This window comes from Paraburkholderia phymatum (assembly GCF_038900715.1).
GTDB classification, from domain to species: Bacteria; Pseudomonadota; Gammaproteobacteria; order Burkholderiales; family Burkholderiaceae; genus Paraburkholderia; species Paraburkholderia phymatum_A.
In genome coordinates this window covers 143,544-160,840 of record NZ_JAYMRZ010000009.1, presented here as the reverse complement: position 1 = coordinate 160,840, position 17,297 = coordinate 143,544, and the positions used below count along the sequence as shown (strand labels likewise).

Genomic DNA, 17,297 nt, shown 5'->3' with positions numbered 1-17,297 from the left:
TGCTTCTCCCGTCCATACACTGTCGAAAAGAAAGGCGTCACGCGTGACGCCTTTCCTTCCTTCGTTCGTCAGCCTCGACTCTCCGCTCAAGTCTTACCGCCGTCGCCCGCTGTCGGAATCTGCGGCGGCACGACCTCCGTTTGTCCCGTCGACGGCGGCGCCGGCCGTGGCTCATGCGACACGTCGCGCGCGGGTGCCATCGCGCCCGTCTGCTTCGGTCTGAACGGCGTCGTCGTGCCCGTCGCGGCTTCGCGCTCGCGAGCCGCATGCCGCACGGCCTCTTCGTTCATCAGCGCCTCGCCTTCGGCATCGTCGCGCGACGAATGAATGCGCATCTGCGGCACGGGAATCTCGATACCCGCCTCGTCCATCTTGCGCTTGACGCGCAGATTGAACGCGCGCGCGACGCTCCATTGCTGCAGCGGCCGCGTCTTGATCTGCCCTTTGACCACCATCCAGTTCGGATCGAAACGGTCCAGGCCCCACACTTCGACGGGCCCGAGCATCTCGCGCCGGTAGCGGAAATCGGCCATCAGATCCGCGCCGACCGCGCGTATCAGCTGCGTCACCTGATCGACGTCCGCCGAGAACGGCACGCGCACCTCGAACACCGCATACGCGAAATCGCGCGACAGGTTCTTCACGATCTTGATCTGTGAAAACGGAATCGCGTGAATCGCGCCCTGGCCGTCGCGCAGCCGCACCGTGCGGATCGACAGATACTCGACGGTGCCCGCATGGCCGCCGTCGATGTCGATCCAGTCGCCGACCGAAATCGTGTCCTCGATGATGATGAAGAGGCCCGTAATCAGATCGCTCACCAGCGACTGTGCGCCGAAGCCGATCGCGAGACCGATCACGCCCGCGCCCGCGAGCAGCGGCGTCACGTTGATGCCGAGATTGGCCGCCGTGACGATGCCCGCGATCGTCAGGATCGTCACGAACAGCACGTTGCGCACGAGCGGCAGCATCGTTCGCGCGCGCATGCTCGGATTTTTCGACCTGTTTCGCGGACTGCTCGGATTGACGGCTTCCTGAATCGCCGTGTCGATCAGAATCCACACGAGCCACGACACGAACAGCGTGATCAGGATCGCCGTCAGCGCGTGCGCGATGCCGCGCGCGGTCACGCTCTCCTCGACGATCTGCGCGAGCGATACGTCCCACAGGCGCGACGCGAACTCGAAATACGCGAGCCAGACGAAGAGCGTCAGCAACGTGCCGACGAAGCGCAACAGCCGCGTCAGATACGGCGAGCGCCGACGGCGGCGCGCACTGCGCGGCCGCGTCACGCGCAGCACGATCGCCGACAGGAAAAACGCCAGCACGAGCAGCAGCGCCGTCACGACGGAAATCTGCAGCACGTTCTCGCCGCTGCCGATGCCGCCGATCGTCGCGATCACCGATGCCGTCGCGAGCACGAGCATCGGCACGTGCCACAGCGACGCGAGCACGTCGAATGCGTCGGTCGCTGCCTTGTGGTCGTGCCGCTGTTCGTACGCGCGGTTGCGGATCAGATGCGCGACGGGCCGGCGAAACGCGAGCGCGAAATACGCGGTCAGCACGGCCGCCGTCATGTTCGATACCGTCGACACCAGCGCGGCGAGATTCGTGCCGAGTTCATGCGCGACGTCGTAGTTGACGGCGGCATCGCCGAGCGCGCTGCAGATGCCGATCACGAACAGCAGCCGGCGCGCCTGTTCGATCAGCAGGCGCACGGCCGCGCGTCGATGGCCCGAACCGAACAGCGAAAACATGATCAGGCAGATCGCCGAGAACACCGCGCCCGCGACGATCGCATACGCGATCACCATCGCGATCGTGCGGCCCAGCGAATTGGGCATCGCGCGCACGAACATCAGCGCGGCGACGAATGCGATGATCCACGGTCCGACGCGACGCAGCGCGAAGATCAGCAGATCGCGCGTGGTCGGATTGGCATCGAGCCGCACCACGATGCCGAACCGCTCATGCACCCTGCGCTGAATGTAGATGAGACCCGCCGCGCACGCGCCCCAGCCGGCCAGCACCGCGAACATGTTCAGCAGCAGGCGGCCGAAGTGCTCGCGCCCCTGGCTCGTGACGATCGTATAGATTTCGTTGGCCGCCGCGTTGAAGCGGCCCGACCAGTAGTTGAGCGGCGAGCGGCCCTGATGCACGTCCGATTCGAACGACGCGATGCCCGCCGCGATTGCGCCGAGCAACCCGGGACTCGGTTGTGCGGCCGCTGCGGGCGCGACGTTTTTCGTTGCATCGCGCAGTTTCTTCAGTTGTGCGACGAGTGCGGTGCGCTGGCGGTCGTTGTCGAGCGTCGTGATTACGCTGTCGAGCGATTTCGCCATCTCGGCCTGGCTCGCAGGCGACGGCGCCGACGCTGCATCCGCCGCCGAAGCGCTCGACGCGGGCGCCGCCGACGACACCGTCGCACTGTTGATCAGGCTTTGCAGCGCGGGGATCATCGGCGTGCCGCTGGCCGGGCCCGCAGCGTGCGCTACGCCCGGCAACGCGACGCCGGCGCTCGCGATCGCAAGCCATACGCAGACGGCATACACGAGCGAGCGCAAGCGAAGGCGATCGCGGGTGAAATCGCGCGTGAAATCGCACATGAGGCCGGATAGGCGCTCGCGCGACAAAATACGGAAAACAAAGCGAAAAACGGCGTCAATCGCCAGAAGCCCGCCGCATAACGGCGCAGCCCGCGATTCACGCCGCGCAAGGCATGACTTCATGGCAATCCGTGACAGGAACGGGAAAGACGCCAAGTTTAGCGGGTGTCGTCGAGGGAAACCTTCCAGATGCGTAACCGAATGTTAGTGCACTTGCGCGACGCCGTCAGACGCGCTCCGGCACGCCGCGTGCAGTTCGCGCGCGTGCCGGCGGATGTTTCGAAGCCCTCAGTACCCGACCGTCGCGAGCTGATGAACGAAACGGCCCTGCTCCAGTTCGTCGACGAACGCGATCGCGTAGTCTTCCGCCGAAATGCTGCTGTTGCCCTGCGTGTCGACGATCAGCGAACCCGCGCCCGTGCGGAACGTGCCCTTACGCTCACCCGGCGCGATCAGCGCGGCGGGCGCGAAGAAGGTCCAGTCGAGAGCGCTCGCGCGCAGGATCGGCAGCGCGTCGCGGTGCGCGAGCGCGATTGCCTTGTAGGCCTCCGGAAAGCCTTCGCTATCGACGAGCTGCTTGCCGGGCGCGACTTCCAGCGAGCCCGCGCCGCCCACCACGACGAGACGCCTGATGCCCGCTTCGCGCGTGCCGTCGACCAGCGCGCGCGTCGCCTTGCCGATCAGCGCAACGTCGTCCATCGGCGGCGCATACGCGCTCGCGACGACATCGTGCCCACGCGCCGCTGCCGCCACGCTCGCCGCATCCGTGACGTCGGCCTGCGCCGCCTTCAGGTTCGCGACGTCCGCCGGCACGCGCGCCGGATTGCGCGCAAACGCCGTCACCTGATGCCCGCGACGCGCCGCCTCCGCCGCAATGCGCGAGCCGATCATGCCCGTTGCGCCGAACAGCGCGATCTTCACTGTCTTGCTCATGTCGATAGTCCTTTCTTTAAATGTAACCTTGTTGATTACATATATCGTTAAAAAAATCGGGGCTCGGCCCCTTGTTTGCAGCGCTCGGCTTTTGTTCAGCCGCTCGCGGCTTTTCGCTTGCGTTCGCGCGTACGTTCGGCGCGCACGACGTCGGCTGTCGCGTCCGCCAGCGTGCGCGACGCGAGCGACGACTCGAGCGCCTGCTGCGCATCGTCGATGACGCCCGTCAGCACCGTCTGAATGTTGCGGCCGACCATGCATGCCGGGTTCGGCGTCTCGCGATGCATCGCGAACAGTTGCGCATCGTCGACGGCGCGATAAACGTCGCGCAGCGTAATGTCGCGCGGCTCGCGCGCAAGCAGCGCGCCGCCGCCCGCGCCCAGTTGCGACGTGGTGAGCCCCGCTTCGGCCAGCATCGCGAGCAGCCGACGGATCAGCACGGGGTTCGTGTTCACGCTGCCCGCGATCATCTCCGACGACAACGGCACGCCCTGCTGCAACGACAGCAACGCGAGCACATGAACCGCAAAGGCAAACCGGCTACTCGTATTCACAGCGGTAGATCATCCGATGCGCGTTACGCACGCGCACTTACGCACCGTCTCGATCGACGATATGAAACCATGATAGTTACACTTACCGGTTCCGGTCAAGCGCGGGCTCATTTGTCCATCTGTTTCTGCGCGTCGCTGCCGCTGTCGGTGGACGACGACTGCGAGTTCGCCGACGTTTCGCTCGACCATTGCTGGAGCTTGCGTCCCGCCGTCTCGAGCCCGGCGCCCGTCGAGCTCATCGCCTTGGCGACGGCCGCGTTCGTCGCGCTCGCCGCGCCCTGCAGATTGGCTTGCGCCTGCGACGCGAGATCGCCCGGATCGAGCTTGATCGACGGGCCGGATGCGGCCGCGTCCAGGTTCTGCTGCGCCGTCGCCTTCGCGGCATCGACCTGCTGGCCGACGTAGCTCGCCGCCTGATCGAGTTTCTGGCCGGCCTGCTGCCCGATATTGTTGAGGCCCGACGGCGTCTGGCCTGCGGACGCATCGTTCTTCTGGCACGCAGTAAGGCCCGCGAGCAGCATGGCGGCGAACAGCGTCGAGCGGACGAGCGGACGGCGCGAGATGGGTTTGATCGGTGTCATCGTTGCGTATGAGCCGCGTCGAGCGGCCTCGTGATGCTAAAACGCCTCAATGATACGCCGTTGCCTGTCACCGACTCCGTTCGAGACGGGCCATCAGGCGATCGTTCGCGGTGTTGTCAAATGTGCTGGGGTAGACTGGCCGACGTTCGACGTCTTCCCCTCAACGACTGGAGGCATGCGATGGCAGCAAAGAAGATTCTGTTCCTCACGGGCGACTTCGCCGAGGATTACGAAACGATGGTGCCGTTTCAGGCGCTGCAGGCAGTCGGCCATACCGTCGACGCCGTCTGCCCCGGCAAGCGCGCAGGCGAACGCGTGAAGACGGCGATCCACGATTTCGAGGGCGACCAGACGTACTCCGAGAAGCCCGGCCACCAGTTCACGCTGAACGCCGCATTCGACGACATCGACGCGTCGCAATACGATGCGCTCGCGATCGCGGGCGGACGCGCGCCGGAATATTTGCGCCTCGACGCGAAAGTGATCGATCTCGTGCGCCACTTCGCGCAAGGCAACAAGCCGATCGCGGCGATCTGCCACGCGGCTCAGCTGCTGGCCGCCGCCGACGTGATTCGCGGCAGGCGCATCTCGGCCTATCCGGCGTGCGCGCCGGAAGTGAAACTGGCGGGCGGCGACTACGCGGATATCCCCATCGACGCAGCCGTCACCGATGCGAATTTCGTCACCGCGCCCGCGTGGCCCGCGCATCCGGAATGGCTGCGGCAATTCCTCGTCCTGCTCGGCACGCGCATCGAACTTTGATGCGTGTCGATGGCCGGGTTCGCGCCCGGCCTGGTCGTGCGGCACGCTGCCGCTCACAGTCCAGATTGAGACTTCTCCGATATCTGCCATGCGTAGCGCCCCCTAAAGTCGCAGGTTGACTTTTTGAAGGGCTCTACCATGGATCTCACTAATTGGGTAATCATTCTTGCAGTCGCGCTGATTTCGCTGACGTTCTTCTGCTCGCGCGCGCCCGCCAGCTGGTCGATTGAAAACCGCGCGCGGCGCTTCACGGGCACACGGCTGCTCGCACAGGCCGTATTGTCGTTCTGGGCCGCGCTGCTCGTCGTCGTGCGCGGGCTGTTCGCGCTGGGCGCCGGGGCCCTCCGCGTCTCACCCTCGTTCATTCTGGCGGGCGCGCTGCTCCTGATCGCGGCCAGCTGCTACTGGTCGATTCGCGGCAGCAAGCTGCTCAGGCCGCGCCGGCTGTTTTCGGCGACCTGACGTTCACTCCCTGCGCGCTCCGCGCTAGCGCGCTTCGGCTCGCAGCACCTGCGCGGCGTTCGTGAGCGCGACGTCTTGCTGCTCTTCGCCCGACGTCGCCGGCGCGGCGTCCGGCAACGCCACATAAAACGTCGTTCCGACGTCCTCCTTCGACTCCACCCACACGCGCCCGCCGTGCCGCTCGACCATCCGACGCACGAGCGCAAGACCGATTCCCTCACCCGCCGCGACGTTGCCGTGCAGCCGCTGAAACGCGTTGAAGAGACGCGGCATCGCGATGTCGGGAATGCCGCGCCCGTTGTCCTTCACGTAGAAGATTCGCAGCGTCTGCACGCCGGGCGGTGCGGTCGTCGCGCCGATCTCGACGACGCCCGAGCGCGCCGGGCTCAGATAGTTGATCGCATTGCCGATCAGGTTCGCGAAGACCTGTTCGAGCGCGGTCGGGTCGCCCCACACGGGCGGCAGCGTCTGCACGACGATGCGCGCGCCGCGATCGCGGATCGTCGCCTGCATGGCGTCGATCACGCGCTGCACGATGTCGCGCACGTCGACCTGCTGCCGCCGGTACTCGACGCGGCCGACCCGCGACAGCCGCAGCAGCGCGTCGATGATGTGCGATGCGCGCAGCACGGCCGTCTGGAGGAAATGCAGCGCTTCGCCGATGTCTTCGTCAATCAGTTGCTCGACATGCTCGCGCTGCTGCCGCGTCAGCGACGACTGCCGCACGGCCGCGCGCAGATCATCGCATGCATGGATCAGTTCCTTCGAGAAGCCCTGTAGATTCACGAGCGGCGCACGCAGATCGTGCGACACGCTGTAGATGAACGTCTCGTTCTCCTGCGTCTGCTGGTGCAGCGTTTCGTTGGTGTGCGCCTGCTCGGCGGCGTGGCGGCGCAGATCCGACCGGAAACGCGCCTGCTGGCGCTCCGATTCGAGCAAGCGTCGGCTGGTCTCGTGCAGCATCAGATCGAGCCGCGCGATCTCGTCGCTGCCCGGCGCGAGCGGCGCAAGCGGCTCGTTGCTCGCGAGGCGACTCGCATTGTCCGACAGCAGCGCGAGCCGGGCGCGCACGCCGCGCGCGAACATCCAGAACGCGATTGCGACGAACACGAGCGAACTGACCACCGCCGCGACGATCAGCGACTGCTGCCGCGAGCGCGCCTCCGCGGCCGCCGCCGAGCGCACCGAATCGAGACGCCGCTCCTCCGCCTGGAACTCGGCGACCTGCGAACGGAAGCGGTCGAGCACGTCGGTCACGGCGAGGTCGCGAAAGCGTTGCAGCACGTCACGCCGGCGCCCCGAGCGGATCAGGTCCTGCACGCGATCCGACCATTGCCGGTACGCCTGCACGGACTGGCGTATCTGCACCGCGCGCTCGACCTGCGCCGGGTTATCGGAGACGAGTTCGGCGAGCCGGTCGATGCGCCGGTCGACGTCCATCCACAGCGTGACGGGCGTGGCGATATCGCGCGCGCCGCTCACGACGACCCCGCGCAGCCGCACCGATTCCAGCAGCACGGGCGCCAGAATGTTCGCCGTCTGATGCAGCACGTCCTGGCTGTGCACGCTCCACCGTTCGGCCTGATCGGCGTCCGACTGCGCCTTCAGCAGCCCCGGCAGCAGCGCGAGTTCGAATACGGCGGGTATCGCGATCAGCAGCAGCCCTTTGGTGGTGAGTCTCATGCGCGCGCCGGAAGAATCGGAAGCCGGCGGGTTGCGCCGGGGACGGCACATTATGTCGGCGATCGGTTCTGATGACAAAACGCCATCCAGCGAGCATGGGTCGTCAGTCTGGTGCAAATGCGGGCGGCATGGGCGCACGCCGGCGGCGCATGTTTCGTTTGGCTTGCCGGGGTCGCGCCTGTCATGAAATCGTAGGGCTTTATCAAGCAAATCATAGGAATTCGCACATTTTTGGGTTCACCCGATGCCCTGTTTCGGATCAAGTGCACACAGACGGTGCTCACACCGTTCGAATCACTGCGTAACCAGTTCCGACGAATAGCGTCGCGGAATCGTCGCGTCCCATTCCGGTGCGGCTTCGCACCGGCAGAACGCGTGCGCGCCTCGCTTTGGCCCGCTTCTTGCGTTCGATGCCCGCTTTTTGCGCATCGCAGGATTCCTACCGATGGACAGTCTGAAAACCGGCACCGATACCCTCTTCCTGCTGCTCGGCGCGGCCATGGTGCTCGCGATGCACGCGGGCTTCGCGTTCCTGGAATTGGGCACGGTCCGCAAGAAAAATCAGGTCAACGCGCTCGTGAAGATCCTCGTCGACTTCTCGGTGTCGACCATCGCGTACTTCTTCATCGGCTACACGATCGCCTACGGCGTCCAGTTCTACGGCAGCGCCGAGACGCTCGCCGCGCACAACGGCTACGCGCTCGTGCGCTTCTTCTTCCTGCTGACGTTCGCGGCGGCGATCCCCGCGATCGTCTCGGGCGGCATCGCCGAGCGCTCGAAGTTCAACCCGCAACTGTTCGCGACCTTCGTGCTGGTGGGATTCATCTATCCGTTCTTCGAAGGGATCGTGTGGAACGACCGCTTCGGCATCCAGTCATGGCTCACGCATGCGCTCGGCGCACCGTTCCACGACTTCGCGGGCTCGGTGGTGGTCCACGCGTTCGGCGGCTGGGTCGCGCTGCCCGCCGTGATGCTGCTCGGCGCGCGGCATGGCCGCTACACGCGCGACGGACGCATCGCCGCGCATCCGCCGTCGAACATTCCGTTTCTCGCGCTCGGCGCGTGGGTGCTGGCCGTCGGCTGGTTCGGCTTCAACGTGATGAGCGCGCAGACCATCGACAAGATCAGCGGCCTCGTCGCCGTCAACTCGCTGATGGCGATGGTCGGCGGCACGCTCACCGCGTGGCTCGCGGGCCGCAACGACCCTGGCTTCACGTATAACGGCCCGCTCGCGGGGCTGGTCGCCGTGTGCGCCGGCTCGGACGTGATGCATCCTCTCGGCGCGCTGGTGACGGGCGCCGTCGCAGGCGTGCTGTTCGTCCAGATGTTCACGATCGTCCAGAACCGCTGGCGCATCGACGACGTGCTCGGCGTCTGGCCGCTGCATGGTCTGTGCGGCGCGTGGGGTGGCATCGCGGCGGGCATCTTCGGTCAGCATGCGCTGGGTGGCCTGGGCGGCGTGTCGCTCGTCGCGCAGGTGATCGGCACGCTCGGCGGCGTCGTGTTCGCGACGCTGGGCGGCACGATCGTCTATGGCGCGATCCGCATGAGCGTCGGACTGCGGATCGACCAGGAGAACGAGTTCAACGGCGCCGACCTGTCGATCCACAAGATCACGTCGACGCCGGAACGCGAGACGGTCGGCTGAACGGCGCGATATCGGGCCGACATTGGTCCATCGGTTCATCGGTCCATACGTTCCGCAACAGAAGGACACGCGGAAAGCGCGACGGCGCGCGCCGCATCGCATCGCGCGGAAGCGCGGCGCGGCTGCATGCGTCCGCTGACAGTGCCCGCGCTTCTGGTGTAACCTCGCGATGCTGGCGCGCGGCCCGCCCTGTCGAGCCGCTCACCTTTCATTACAACGCGCGCGCCGGTGTTAGACTTGCGCGCGCCGGAGATGGCATTCTCCTGAACCGCCCTCGTGGCTGATGATGCCTGCTTCGCCCGGATCACTGCGGACGTTGCAGCCTCACGCCCCGCCGCAGCCGGTTTGTCGACGTTCGGCTTTCCAGGCTTCCCATGTATCTGTCCATTCTTGCCGTCGGCATCGGCGGCGCACTCGGTTCGCTGTTTCGCTGGTTGCTCGGTCTGCGTCTCAACGCGCTCTTTCCCGCGCTGCCGCTCGGCACGCTCGCGGCGAACGTGATCGCCGGCTACATCATCGGCGTCGCGGTCGCCTACTTCGGCCGCAATCCGCAGATCGCGCCCGAATGGCGCCTCTTCATCATCACCGGCCTGATGGGCGGACTGTCGACGTTCTCGACCTTCTCCGCGGAAGTGGTCCAGCACTTGCAACAAGGACGGCTGAACTGGGCCGCGGGCGAGATCGCGATTCACGTGACGGCTTCCGTGATCGCGACTGTGCTCGGCATCGCGACGGTGTCGGTCGTCGCGCGCTGAGCGGAACACGTCGCCGCATCGCCGCTCACGGCGATGACAGACATCCACCCTTCACCAAAAGATCACCGACGATCGCTGCCGCGCACGTTTCGCGCGGCTGTATCATCGGCGTCATATGCGGCGGGCAATGTGATACCGGACACCGTGACGTCAGCGACATCGCCGCCGCTTTCGAACGCGCACAGACCTAAACGTCAGCCGGAGACCATGAAGTACAGATATTTATCGCGTCGATCGTGCTACCCGCTGCGGCGCAGCGCGGAGGAACTGTCGTTTGCCTTTTCGGTGCTGCTCACGCAGCCGCTCAGCCGTCCCGAAGCGGCGGTGCGGTTCGAAACGCTGTGGAACGAAGTCAACGATGCGGCACAGTCGTGCGTCGACAGCGATGCCGCGTTTTCGTATATCGCGCTGCTGCACAGGATGGACAGGCGCTGGCGATTCCTGCCATCGATGAACTAGCAGGCGAGGCGATCGTGTCCTCCGATCAGTCCGGCGACATGCAGACGAGCCCGCCCGCGCGGGCGCCCCGCTCAGCCGAAGCGATCGAAAAAGACTTTCTGGATCTGATGATGTCCGGCATTCCCGCGGACATCGCGCGCGACAAGTTCGAGCGCCTATGGGACGAGACGAACGCCCTGGCCGCGTCATGGATGATGACGGATCGAGGGCGTCCGTATATTGCGCTGCTCAAGCGCATGCACTCGGCTTTCGCCGGGCACTATCCGCGCGATGCGGGATAACGGCGGCGCGGGCGGCCGCCGCACGATCACGATTTGGCGGGACGTCCCGTCTTGACCGCTTCCAGCTCCTGCACGGCCGCGATCAGCCGCTTCGCAGGCGAGACGGCGAGCAGGTTCAGACCCGCGCGCAGCAACTCGCTCTTCTTCACCGGAAGCCCCGCGTCGAGGCAGCGCTGCTTGAGTTCGGCGATCTTCGCGTAGTCCGACTTCGGCATCGTGAAGCTGTCGCGGACGACCTTTTCCTTTTCCTTCTTCACGCGCGGCTTCTTGTCCGCAGCGGCAGCGGGCGCCGCTTTCGCCTTCGACGACTTCGCTGCCTTCGGCGCTTTCGCTGTTGTCGCAGCGGCCTCGGCTGTCTGCGTGGGCTTGGCGGACTTTGCAGGCTTCGTCGCCTTTTTCGTTGCACTCGTCGGATTCGTCGCCTTAGTCGCGTTCGTCGCGTTCGTGGCCTTCGCGGTCTTGCTCCTGGGAGCGGCCTTCGGTGCCTGCGCTTGCGTCGATGCCGCTTCCGGCGCGCTCGCGGCCGCCTGTGCATCCGGCGATGCCTTCTTCGCGTCCGATGCGCGCGATGCCTTCGCAGACGGCTTCTTCGCTTCAGCGGACGGTTCCTTCGCGCTCTTCGGGAAGTGGAAGGCTTTCTTCGTCGGTTCCTTGATTCGTGGCGTGCTCATGTCGATTCCTCGTTAACGGTATAAACAGTATATACGGTTTCAAAGGCGCAACTTCCGCCCTCGCGCGCCCGATGCGCAGAAGCAACGGACGCTACGATTTGCGCAGCAGCCGCACGGCTTCGCGCTGACGATGCCTGCGCCGCTCCTTCAGATACGCGAGCGCCGCGCTCGCGTCCTGCTCGTCGGCGAAAAGGCTCACGTTGTCGCGCAACAGCGCGACGCTTGCGATCACGTCGTTGAGTTCGCCGAAGCACTGCTGCAGTTTCTTCAGGTGCGCGAGCGTGTGCCCGGGTCCGTCGTCGTCGAGCATCGGCCCGAAAAACTCCAGCAGATAGCGGACCTTCTTCCCCGCCTTGCGCACATCATGAAGCGCCTCGTAGTCGAAGCGCTTCGCATGCGATGCGCCGCGCAGCGTCTTGCGCAGCGAGCGTTCGGCGGCGCGCACGCGCTTCGCGGCGAACTTCTGCAGCGCATGTCGTTCGGGCGCGTCGTTCAGTTCCTTCGACGTGCTCGCAAGCGCGCCGTGCAGCACGTCGTGGATATCGGCGTTGACGAGCGTCTCGCGGCTCGCCGCCAGCGCCTGCTCGCGCGCTTCGCGCAGGCATGCGGGCACGTCGCGGGGCGTATGTTCGTCGCCGGCGAGCAGTTCGAGGAGGATGTCCCAGTCGCGCGTCCTGCCAGCGGCATCGGCCAGATCGCGATACAGCGTGCGCTGCCGTGCGTTTTCTGCCTTGTCGACCAGCGGCCGGTACGCCCACCACAGCGAGCGCAGGCGCCGCAGCGCGACGCGCAGCTGATGCAGGGATTCGGGAGAAGCGTCGGCGTGGATCGCGGCGACGCGCGCGAGCGCTTCGTCGACGAGGGGTGTCGCCAGCGCAGAGAACATCGACTCGGCATGCGGCTCAACGCCCGGCACCGCGACGTCGTGGACGCGATCGTCGTGTTTCATGTGGCCTCGTATCGGGAGCGACGACAAGATGACTTGTGATGCATCGACCGATGCAAACAACATCATACGCTTTCCATATCGGTTCAAAAGCCAGGCGCTACCGAGAGCCGCAACTAAGCGCGCCGCGACAGTTCGCGCTTCGTGAGCCCTCGACGCGTCGCGCCGCCAAACCGCGCAGAGCGTGGCGTCGCTCGCCGCACGGCATCGTCGACAGCGTTGCATCCGCGGTCGCGCCAGGAAGCTTGCGTCTCTCTGTCAGCTTGACACCGATGCTTGAAGTTTTTGCAGCCGCGCATTCGAGCCGCGCCGCTGTGCGTCGCCGGCAGTCCGTTCGAGTTTGCGTGCGTCGTGTCGGTAACGATGCACGCGCGCGAGCACTCGTCTTCGCGTGAGAAGCACTCGCGGGCACGGCGGATGCACATCGCATCCCGTGGACTTTTCCAGGGAGGAAATCATGACCACGCTAGACCCGAAAATGAACCCGGCGCAAGCCGGCGCAGGCATCGTCGGCGGTGGAGTCGGCGAAGGTCCGGGGCCTGAGGTGATGGCCGCGGCCACGCTGGATGGCAACAAGGTCGTCTCGTCGGATGGCGAACACGTCGGCAAGATTTCGGACATCATGCTCGACGTGCGCAGCGGACGCATCGCGTACGCGGTGCTGTCGGAAGGCGGTTTCCTCGGCATTGGCGGCAATCTGCACGCAATCCCGTGGAGTGCGCTGACGCTCGATACGGATGAAAAAGTTTTCCGCGTCGACATCACCGCGCAGCGGATCAAGGACGAACCGGGCTTCGACAAGGACCATTGGCCGTCGATGGCCGACGAGACCTGGGGCACGCAGATGCACAAGTACTACAACCGCGATCCGTACTGGACCACGACTTCGGTCGATCCGGCGGCGATGCGCGATCGCGGGCTCTGACAGGCGCCCTCACATCGCGCGGCTTGACGGGCGCTGACTCTCTTTCCTTTGGGCGCCCTCGCGGCGGCAGTCGTGCAGACGGCCGCCGCGTCGTTCACTTCGCGGATGCGCGCGATGATGGCAACTCGCATCGAACGTAAACGACGAGCCAACCACAACCGACCGGACGGACAGCAAGAGGCGTTTTCAATGTCAGCCAGGCATATTTCCAGCGGGTTCGATGCTGACCTCGAACACCTGTCGTCGAGATTTTTCGAGATGGGGGGAGTCGTTGAGTCACAACTGACCAATGCGATGGAGGCACTCAGCCACTTTGACATGGACCTGGTCGGGAAGGTGGTTGAGGAGGAGCATCGACTCAATGCGATGGAAGTCGAGATCGACGCGGAGTGCGGCAACATCATCGCGCGGCGCAGCCCACCGCATCTGACCTGCGTCGACTGATGGCCTTCTCAAAAGGCATTACCAATCTCGAACGGGCCGGCGATGAGGCACGCAAGATCGCGAAGCGCACACGGCGAATCGCGACGGACGGTGTGGGCAGGAACGTCAATATTGCCGAGATCCAGTCATCCGGTCAGATGGCGGTCACCATCCTCCATAACGCGCTCGCGGCATTCGCCCGTCTCGATACGGTTGCGGCAGCACAGATCATGCGCGAGGACGAGGCGATCGATGACCGGTACCGCGACTTTGTGCGCAAGCTGCCAGCGTACATGGCCGAGAATCCCCGCATCATTGCTTCGGCGCTCGACTATCTGTCCATTGCATCGACCATCGAGCGGATCGGGGATCACGCGAAGAATCTGGCGGAACTCGTCATCTATGTTGTGAAGGGCACCGATGTGCGCCACGTTCCGCGCGAGCGGCTTGAGCACGAAGCCGGGAATCACTGAGGACCGGACGGCAGGGATCGAAGACCCAACAAACGTGCGAAGCGCTCGATGATCTCCGGGCTTCCCTGCACATTCAAGGAACGCCGCCCGATTCCGCCGGAACGGGGCGCGTCCGGACCAGGCGCCCGGAGTCACGCCCGACTGGCGTGCCTTTTTTCGCGCCAATGCGCGCGTTCGTTGAAGGTCAGCCATACATCTGGTGAAGGTAGCGAAGCCGGCGACTGTCGCAATGGCATGACGAAGGGGTTTGCTATGTCCTGGCCGAAAAGATCGTCCACGATCGTGCGCGCCGCGATGTACCCGCCATTCAGCGCGTCGGCCTCGCTATCGAACGGATGGCCGCCTGCATCACCCAGTCTGAGTTGCGACAATCGGGGCACTGTGCCGCTTGCCTCGAAAATCCGAACGACTGCGACATAGCCCGGATGCGCCGATGTGCGTTTTGTCTCACAGTTGCGGAAGTCGGATTCGACTGCGACCTGCAGAGTGAACCCGTTGTATTCGTACGTCCGTCTCATGGCATGCCCCATCAACTTGCCGTGCTTGCAGGCTCGCATGCCTGACCCTGCCTTTCGGTCGAACGCGGAGTCCGGAGAATCCGCCGACCGTTATACGTCACGCGAAAACCTACTGCGATCCAGATCTCCATAACATATCGAGGCCTGAAAATCGTTATTGTGACATTTTTGTGACGAAATGGCGTGCGAAGTGCGCATCTAAATGGCGCGGCCCATCACGTTGACGTGTCGCCCGGCGCTGCAAATGCCTTGGGAGGCCGCAAATTCCTGCTCGCGCGGGGTTAATCGACGAATCGAAACACAACGACCGCGGCTAGCGTCGCGTCTGCACATCACCAGCCGCATCGCGGGAGTGATCCGCACTCCCAATGTTGGCAGACTGGCTGTGCGCTCGCGCACCAATGCCTGCGCACATTTTCCTGACAATGGCGTGTGTGTTCATCCCGACTACCTGCAGCGCCCATGGATATGGAGGGCGGCGACCGAACCCGGAAGAACCCGGCCCGGAAGAATGTCGAGGAAACCGGCAATACGACGGCACAACAGGAGCGCGGGCATGCCGACGACATTCACGCTGATCGATCTGACAGGTTCCATCGCGCTTCTGCTGCTGGGCACGCAGATGGCCCAGACAGGCATGCAGCGGGCATTCGGCGCGGGGTTGCAGGCACTCCTGGCGCGTTCGCTGCGCGATCGAATGCATGCTTTCCTCGCGGGTCTGGGCGCATCGGCCGTCACGCAAAGCGGTGGCGCGACGGGTTGGATGACGGCAAGCCTTGCCGCAACCGGGCGCGTTGACCTTGTCCCTGCGCTGGCTGCCATGCTGGGGGCGAACGTCGGCGCGACACTGATCGTGCAGGTGCTGTCGTTCGATGTGGCGGCGGTCTCGCCGGCGCTGATACTCGTCGGCGTGCTGATGTTTCGCAAGACATCGAACGCGCGGGCTCATGATCTGGGTCGCGCGTTTATCGGGCTGGGCCTGATGCTGCTCGCGTTGCATGAACTGCTCGATCTGATGACCGACTACGAAGACGCGCCAAGCCTGCGCATGCTGCTCGGTGCTGCGTCGACCGTACCGCTGGTAGACGTGCTGCTCGCGGCGAGCCTGTGCTGGGCCGCGAATTCAAACGTTGCTGCGGTGTTGCTGGTCGCGTCCCTCTGCGCCAGAAACGTTGTGCCGCCCGACACCGCATTCGCTCTGGTGCTGGGTGCGAATCTGGGCACCGCGATCAAACCGGTGCTCGAATGGAACGTTCCGGACGATCCTGCATCGAGGAGACTGCCGGTTGGCAACCTCCTCATCCTGACGATGGGCGTCACGCTGGTGCTTGCTGCACTCGGGCCGATCGGACGGTTCATGGTCACAGTGCAACCCGACAACGGGCGTGTCGTCGCGGACTTCCACACACTGTTCAATGTGGTCCTCGCCGGGTTGCTCCTGCCACTGCTTACCCCGTACGGCAATCTCCTCGGTCAATTGATGCCGGCGTTCATCAAGATCACTGACACGTCAGGCCCATTTCATGGCGAGCAGAACGGAACGCCAGTGCCGCGGGAGGCCCACGAAAGTGCAATGCGTCCGGCATTGCACCTCAGGGCGGATCCAGGCGAACTGCTGGTCGAGGTCCGCAAGCGTCTGCGGGAAAGCGACCAGATTCCGAGAGTCGTCCATCAGCGTCACGACGTTCTCGATAGCGTCGCTTCCAACGGCAGGAGGCACTTGCCGCCGCGTGACGCGATCCAGCACGCAGAGGACGAACGGCGAGCCGATGCTCAGGCAGGGCCTGCGAATTGCGACGCGGGAAAAACGGGCAACAGCGCCACTATTCGAGAATGTGGACGCCATACGCTTGAAAGCACAACCAGTGACGGTATCCATCTGCGGTACGAGGCGGCCCGATCGATCTGGCTGACACTCCAGGACCTCCGGATAGTGCGGCAGGTGGAATCCGAAGCGGGAAAGACACAATCGATCCTGGCGACGTACCTGCAGGGAACCGCGCATCTGGACGACGGCTATCTGAGTGTGATTGGAGAACCGTGGACCAGGCAGCACATCGTCAGCGTCACGTTTGCGGCCCGGGAGATCAACGATGGTGATCATCGGGGCCTTCGCGAATGGCAGGATGCGCTGGGCATCACGTTTTCCGACATCCCGCTGGGTACGGCCAGGCTTGGCTACAACGCCGCTGATCACGAGATGCAGGAGCCCGGTCAGTGGTGGGCCTCGCTCCACGTACCGGCAGGCAGCATGCAGGGCCTCATCGAGGGTATCGAAGCTGCGCGGCTCACGGACGTCAAACTCGCGCTGTCCCTAAGGAACCTTTATTCACTCACTCCGGAAGTCGCGAATGCGCATGGTGAGGCATGCGTGTTTCTCAGACCCGACAGTGTCAACGCAACCGGTTTGCCCGAAGTCGCGGCGGGATATGTGACCCACATGGCCTTCGAGCTGGCGAGGATCAGACTGTGTGCTCCTGATGGCGTGCGTTCACGTGACGATGATGCGCTGCCCGGGGGCGGAGGCATTCAGGAAGCCGGACGGTTCACGCACATGACGAGAAAGCAGCAAGCAGCACGGCGATGAAAGCGGCCAGCCATTCGATGCGCCTTCGCT

At 64.7% G+C, this 17,297-nt stretch carries 16 protein-coding genes, 1 pseudogene and 1 riboswitch; of the genes and pseudogenes, 9 read left to right on the top strand and 8 right to left on the bottom strand.

All coding sequences use genetic code 11. The annotated features are described in order from the left end of the window. Nucleotides 1-86 precede the first annotated feature (86 nt). From VSR68_RS18475 to VSR68_RS18460, 4 genes are all read right to left on the bottom strand, one after another. The gene (locus VSR68_RS18475; protein WP_342941204.1) at nt 87-2,729 is read right to left on the bottom strand and encodes a mechanosensitive ion channel family protein; all 2,643 of its coding nucleotides are present in this window, start codon (nt 2,727-2,729) and stop codon (nt 87-89) included. Nucleotides 2,730-2,894: 165 nt separating this feature from the next. Beyond that, nucleotides 2,895-3,539: an NAD(P)-dependent oxidoreductase gene (locus tag VSR68_RS18470; RefSeq protein WP_342941203.1), complete on the bottom strand. Its 645-nt coding sequence runs from the start codon at nt 3,537-3,539 to the stop codon at nt 2,895-2,897. Between the two features lie 95 nt (nt 3,540-3,634). Further along, nucleotides 3,635-4,093 (bottom strand): Rrf2 family transcriptional regulator, encoded by a 459-nt coding sequence (locus VSR68_RS18465; RefSeq protein WP_342941202.1) that lies wholly within the window; start codon nt 4,091-4,093, stop codon nt 3,635-3,637. Nucleotides 4,094-4,200: 107 nt separating this feature from the next. Beyond that, nucleotides 4,201-4,674 (bottom strand): hypothetical protein, encoded by a 474-nt coding sequence (locus tag VSR68_RS18460; protein ID WP_428983531.1) that lies wholly within the window; start codon nt 4,672-4,674, stop codon nt 4,201-4,203. 180 nt (nt 4,675-4,854) lie between these two features. Between VSR68_RS18460 and VSR68_RS18455 the strand changes: the two genes are divergently transcribed. Together VSR68_RS18455 and VSR68_RS18450 are read left to right on the top strand one after the other, a co-directional pair. Continuing rightward, nucleotides 4,855-5,436 carry a DJ-1/PfpI family protein gene (locus VSR68_RS18455; RefSeq protein ID WP_087732709.1) on the top strand — a complete coding sequence of 194 codons (582 nt, stop codon included), beginning with the start codon at nt 4,855-4,857 and terminating at the stop codon, nt 5,434-5,436. A gap of 138 nt (nt 5,437-5,574) precedes the next feature. Continuing rightward, a complete protein-coding gene (locus tag VSR68_RS18450; protein ID WP_087732708.1) occupies nt 5,575-5,898 on the top strand; it encodes a hypothetical protein in 324 nt (107 codons plus the stop codon). Nucleotides 5,899-5,922: 24 nt separating this feature from the next. Here VSR68_RS18450 and VSR68_RS18445 read toward each other — a convergent pair whose 3' ends face one another. After that, complete coding sequence (locus VSR68_RS18445; protein WP_342941201.1) at nt 5,923-7,581, bottom strand: sensor histidine kinase; 1,659 nt, start codon at nt 7,579-7,581, stop codon at nt 5,923-5,925. Between the two features lie 445 nt (nt 7,582-8,026). Between VSR68_RS18445 and VSR68_RS18440 the strand changes: the two genes are divergently transcribed. The 4 genes from VSR68_RS18440 (at nt 8,027) to VSR68_RS18425 (ending at nt 10,724) form a co-directional block, all read left to right on the top strand. Then, nucleotides 8,027-9,229: an ammonium transporter gene (locus tag VSR68_RS18440; protein ID WP_342934779.1), complete on the top strand. Its 1,203-nt coding sequence runs from the start codon at nt 8,027-8,029 to the stop codon at nt 9,227-9,229. Nucleotides 9,230-9,468: 239 nt separating this feature from the next. Next, nucleotides 9,469-9,529, top strand: a riboswitch (Fluoride riboswitch). 74 nt (nt 9,530-9,603) lie between these two features. Next, the gene (gene crcB / locus VSR68_RS18435; RefSeq protein ID WP_342941200.1) at nt 9,604-9,984 is read left to right on the top strand and encodes a fluoride efflux transporter CrcB; all 381 of its coding nucleotides are present in this window, start codon (nt 9,604-9,606) and stop codon (nt 9,982-9,984) included. A gap of 207 nt (nt 9,985-10,191) precedes the next feature. Next, on the top strand, nt 10,192-10,443 hold the full coding sequence (locus VSR68_RS18430) for a hypothetical protein (RefSeq protein WP_090862466.1): 252 nt from the start codon (nt 10,192-10,194) through the stop codon (nt 10,441-10,443). Between the two features lie 14 nt (nt 10,444-10,457). Further along, entirely contained in the window at nt 10,458-10,724 is a 267-nt protein-coding gene (locus tag VSR68_RS18425) for a hypothetical protein (RefSeq protein WP_342934782.1), read from the top strand. Nucleotides 10,725-10,750: 26 nt separating this feature from the next. On the opposite strand, the gene VSR68_RS18420 is transcribed toward VSR68_RS18425, so the two are convergent. Both VSR68_RS18420 and VSR68_RS18415 read right to left on the bottom strand, forming a co-directional pair. Continuing rightward, nucleotides 10,751-11,395, bottom strand: coding sequence for a hypothetical protein (locus VSR68_RS18420; protein WP_342941199.1), 645 nt, complete (start codon nt 11,393-11,395; stop codon nt 10,751-10,753). A gap of 91 nt (nt 11,396-11,486) precedes the next feature. Continuing rightward, entirely contained in the window at nt 11,487-12,344 is an 858-nt protein-coding gene (locus VSR68_RS18415; protein WP_342941198.1) for a CHAD domain-containing protein, read from the bottom strand. A gap of 454 nt (nt 12,345-12,798) precedes the next feature. On the opposite strand from VSR68_RS18415, the gene VSR68_RS18410 reads away from it, so the two are divergent. Continuing rightward, on the top strand, nt 12,799-13,266 hold the full coding sequence (locus VSR68_RS18410) for a PRC-barrel domain-containing protein (RefSeq protein ID WP_342941197.1): 468 nt from the start codon (nt 12,799-12,801) through the stop codon (nt 13,264-13,266). Between the two features lie 189 nt (nt 13,267-13,455). Beyond that, a pseudogene (gene phoU, locus VSR68_RS18405) lies at nt 13,456-14,162 on the top strand (phosphate signaling complex protein PhoU). A gap of 131 nt (nt 14,163-14,293) precedes the next feature. On the opposite strand, the gene VSR68_RS18400 reads toward phoU, so the two are convergent. Further along, complete coding sequence (locus VSR68_RS18400; protein ID WP_342941196.1) at nt 14,294-14,680, bottom strand: hypothetical protein; 387 nt, start codon at nt 14,678-14,680, stop codon at nt 14,294-14,296. A 556-nt stretch (nt 14,681-15,236) separates the two neighbouring features. Here VSR68_RS18400 and VSR68_RS18395 point away from each other — a divergent pair. Continuing rightward, nucleotides 15,237-17,267 (top strand): Na/Pi symporter, encoded by a 2,031-nt coding sequence (locus VSR68_RS18395; RefSeq protein ID WP_342941195.1) that lies wholly within the window; start codon nt 15,237-15,239, stop codon nt 17,265-17,267. The last annotated feature ends 30 nt before the right edge of the window (nt 17,268-17,297 follow it).

Bases quoted from the DNA above. Each gene is read 5' to 3' on its own strand.
- VSR68_RS18475 (WP_342941204.1), bottom strand. From the start codon at position 2,729: ATGAAGTCATGCCTTGCGCGGCGTGAATCGCGGGCTGCGCCGTTATGC.
- VSR68_RS18470 (WP_342941203.1), bottom strand. From the start codon at position 3,539: ATGAGCAAGACAGTGAAGATCGCGCTGTTCGGCGCAACGGGCATGATC.
- VSR68_RS18460 (WP_428983531.1), bottom strand. From the start codon at position 4,674: ATGACACCGATCAAACCCATCTCGCGCCGTCCGCTCGTCCGCTCGACG.
- VSR68_RS18455 (WP_087732709.1), top strand. From the start codon at position 4,855: ATGGCAGCAAAGAAGATTCTGTTCCTCACGGGCGACTTCGCCGAGGAT.
- VSR68_RS18450 (WP_087732708.1), top strand. From the start codon at position 5,575: ATGGATCTCACTAATTGGGTAATCATTCTTGCAGTCGCGCTGATTTCG.
- VSR68_RS18445 (WP_342941201.1), bottom strand. From the start codon at position 7,581: ATGAGACTCACCACCAAAGGGCTGCTGCTGATCGCGATACCCGCCGTA.
- VSR68_RS18440 (WP_342934779.1), top strand. From the start codon at position 8,027: ATGGACAGTCTGAAAACCGGCACCGATACCCTCTTCCTGCTGCTCGGC.
- crcB (WP_342941200.1), top strand. From the start codon at position 9,604: ATGTATCTGTCCATTCTTGCCGTCGGCATCGGCGGCGCACTCGGTTCG.
- VSR68_RS18430 (WP_090862466.1), top strand. From the start codon at position 10,192: ATGAAGTACAGATATTTATCGCGTCGATCGTGCTACCCGCTGCGGCGC.
- VSR68_RS18420 (WP_342941199.1), bottom strand. From the start codon at position 11,395: ATGAGCACGCCACGAATCAAGGAACCGACGAAGAAAGCCTTCCACTTC.
- VSR68_RS18415 (WP_342941198.1), bottom strand. From the start codon at position 12,344: ATGAAACACGACGATCGCGTCCACGACGTCGCGGTGCCGGGCGTTGAG.
- VSR68_RS18410 (WP_342941197.1), top strand. From the start codon at position 12,799: ATGACCACGCTAGACCCGAAAATGAACCCGGCGCAAGCCGGCGCAGGC.
- VSR68_RS18400 (WP_342941196.1), bottom strand. From the start codon at position 14,680: ATGAGACGGACGTACGAATACAACGGGTTCACTCTGCAGGTCGCAGTC.
- VSR68_RS18395 (WP_342941195.1), top strand. From the start codon at position 15,237: ATGCCGACGACATTCACGCTGATCGATCTGACAGGTTCCATCGCGCTT.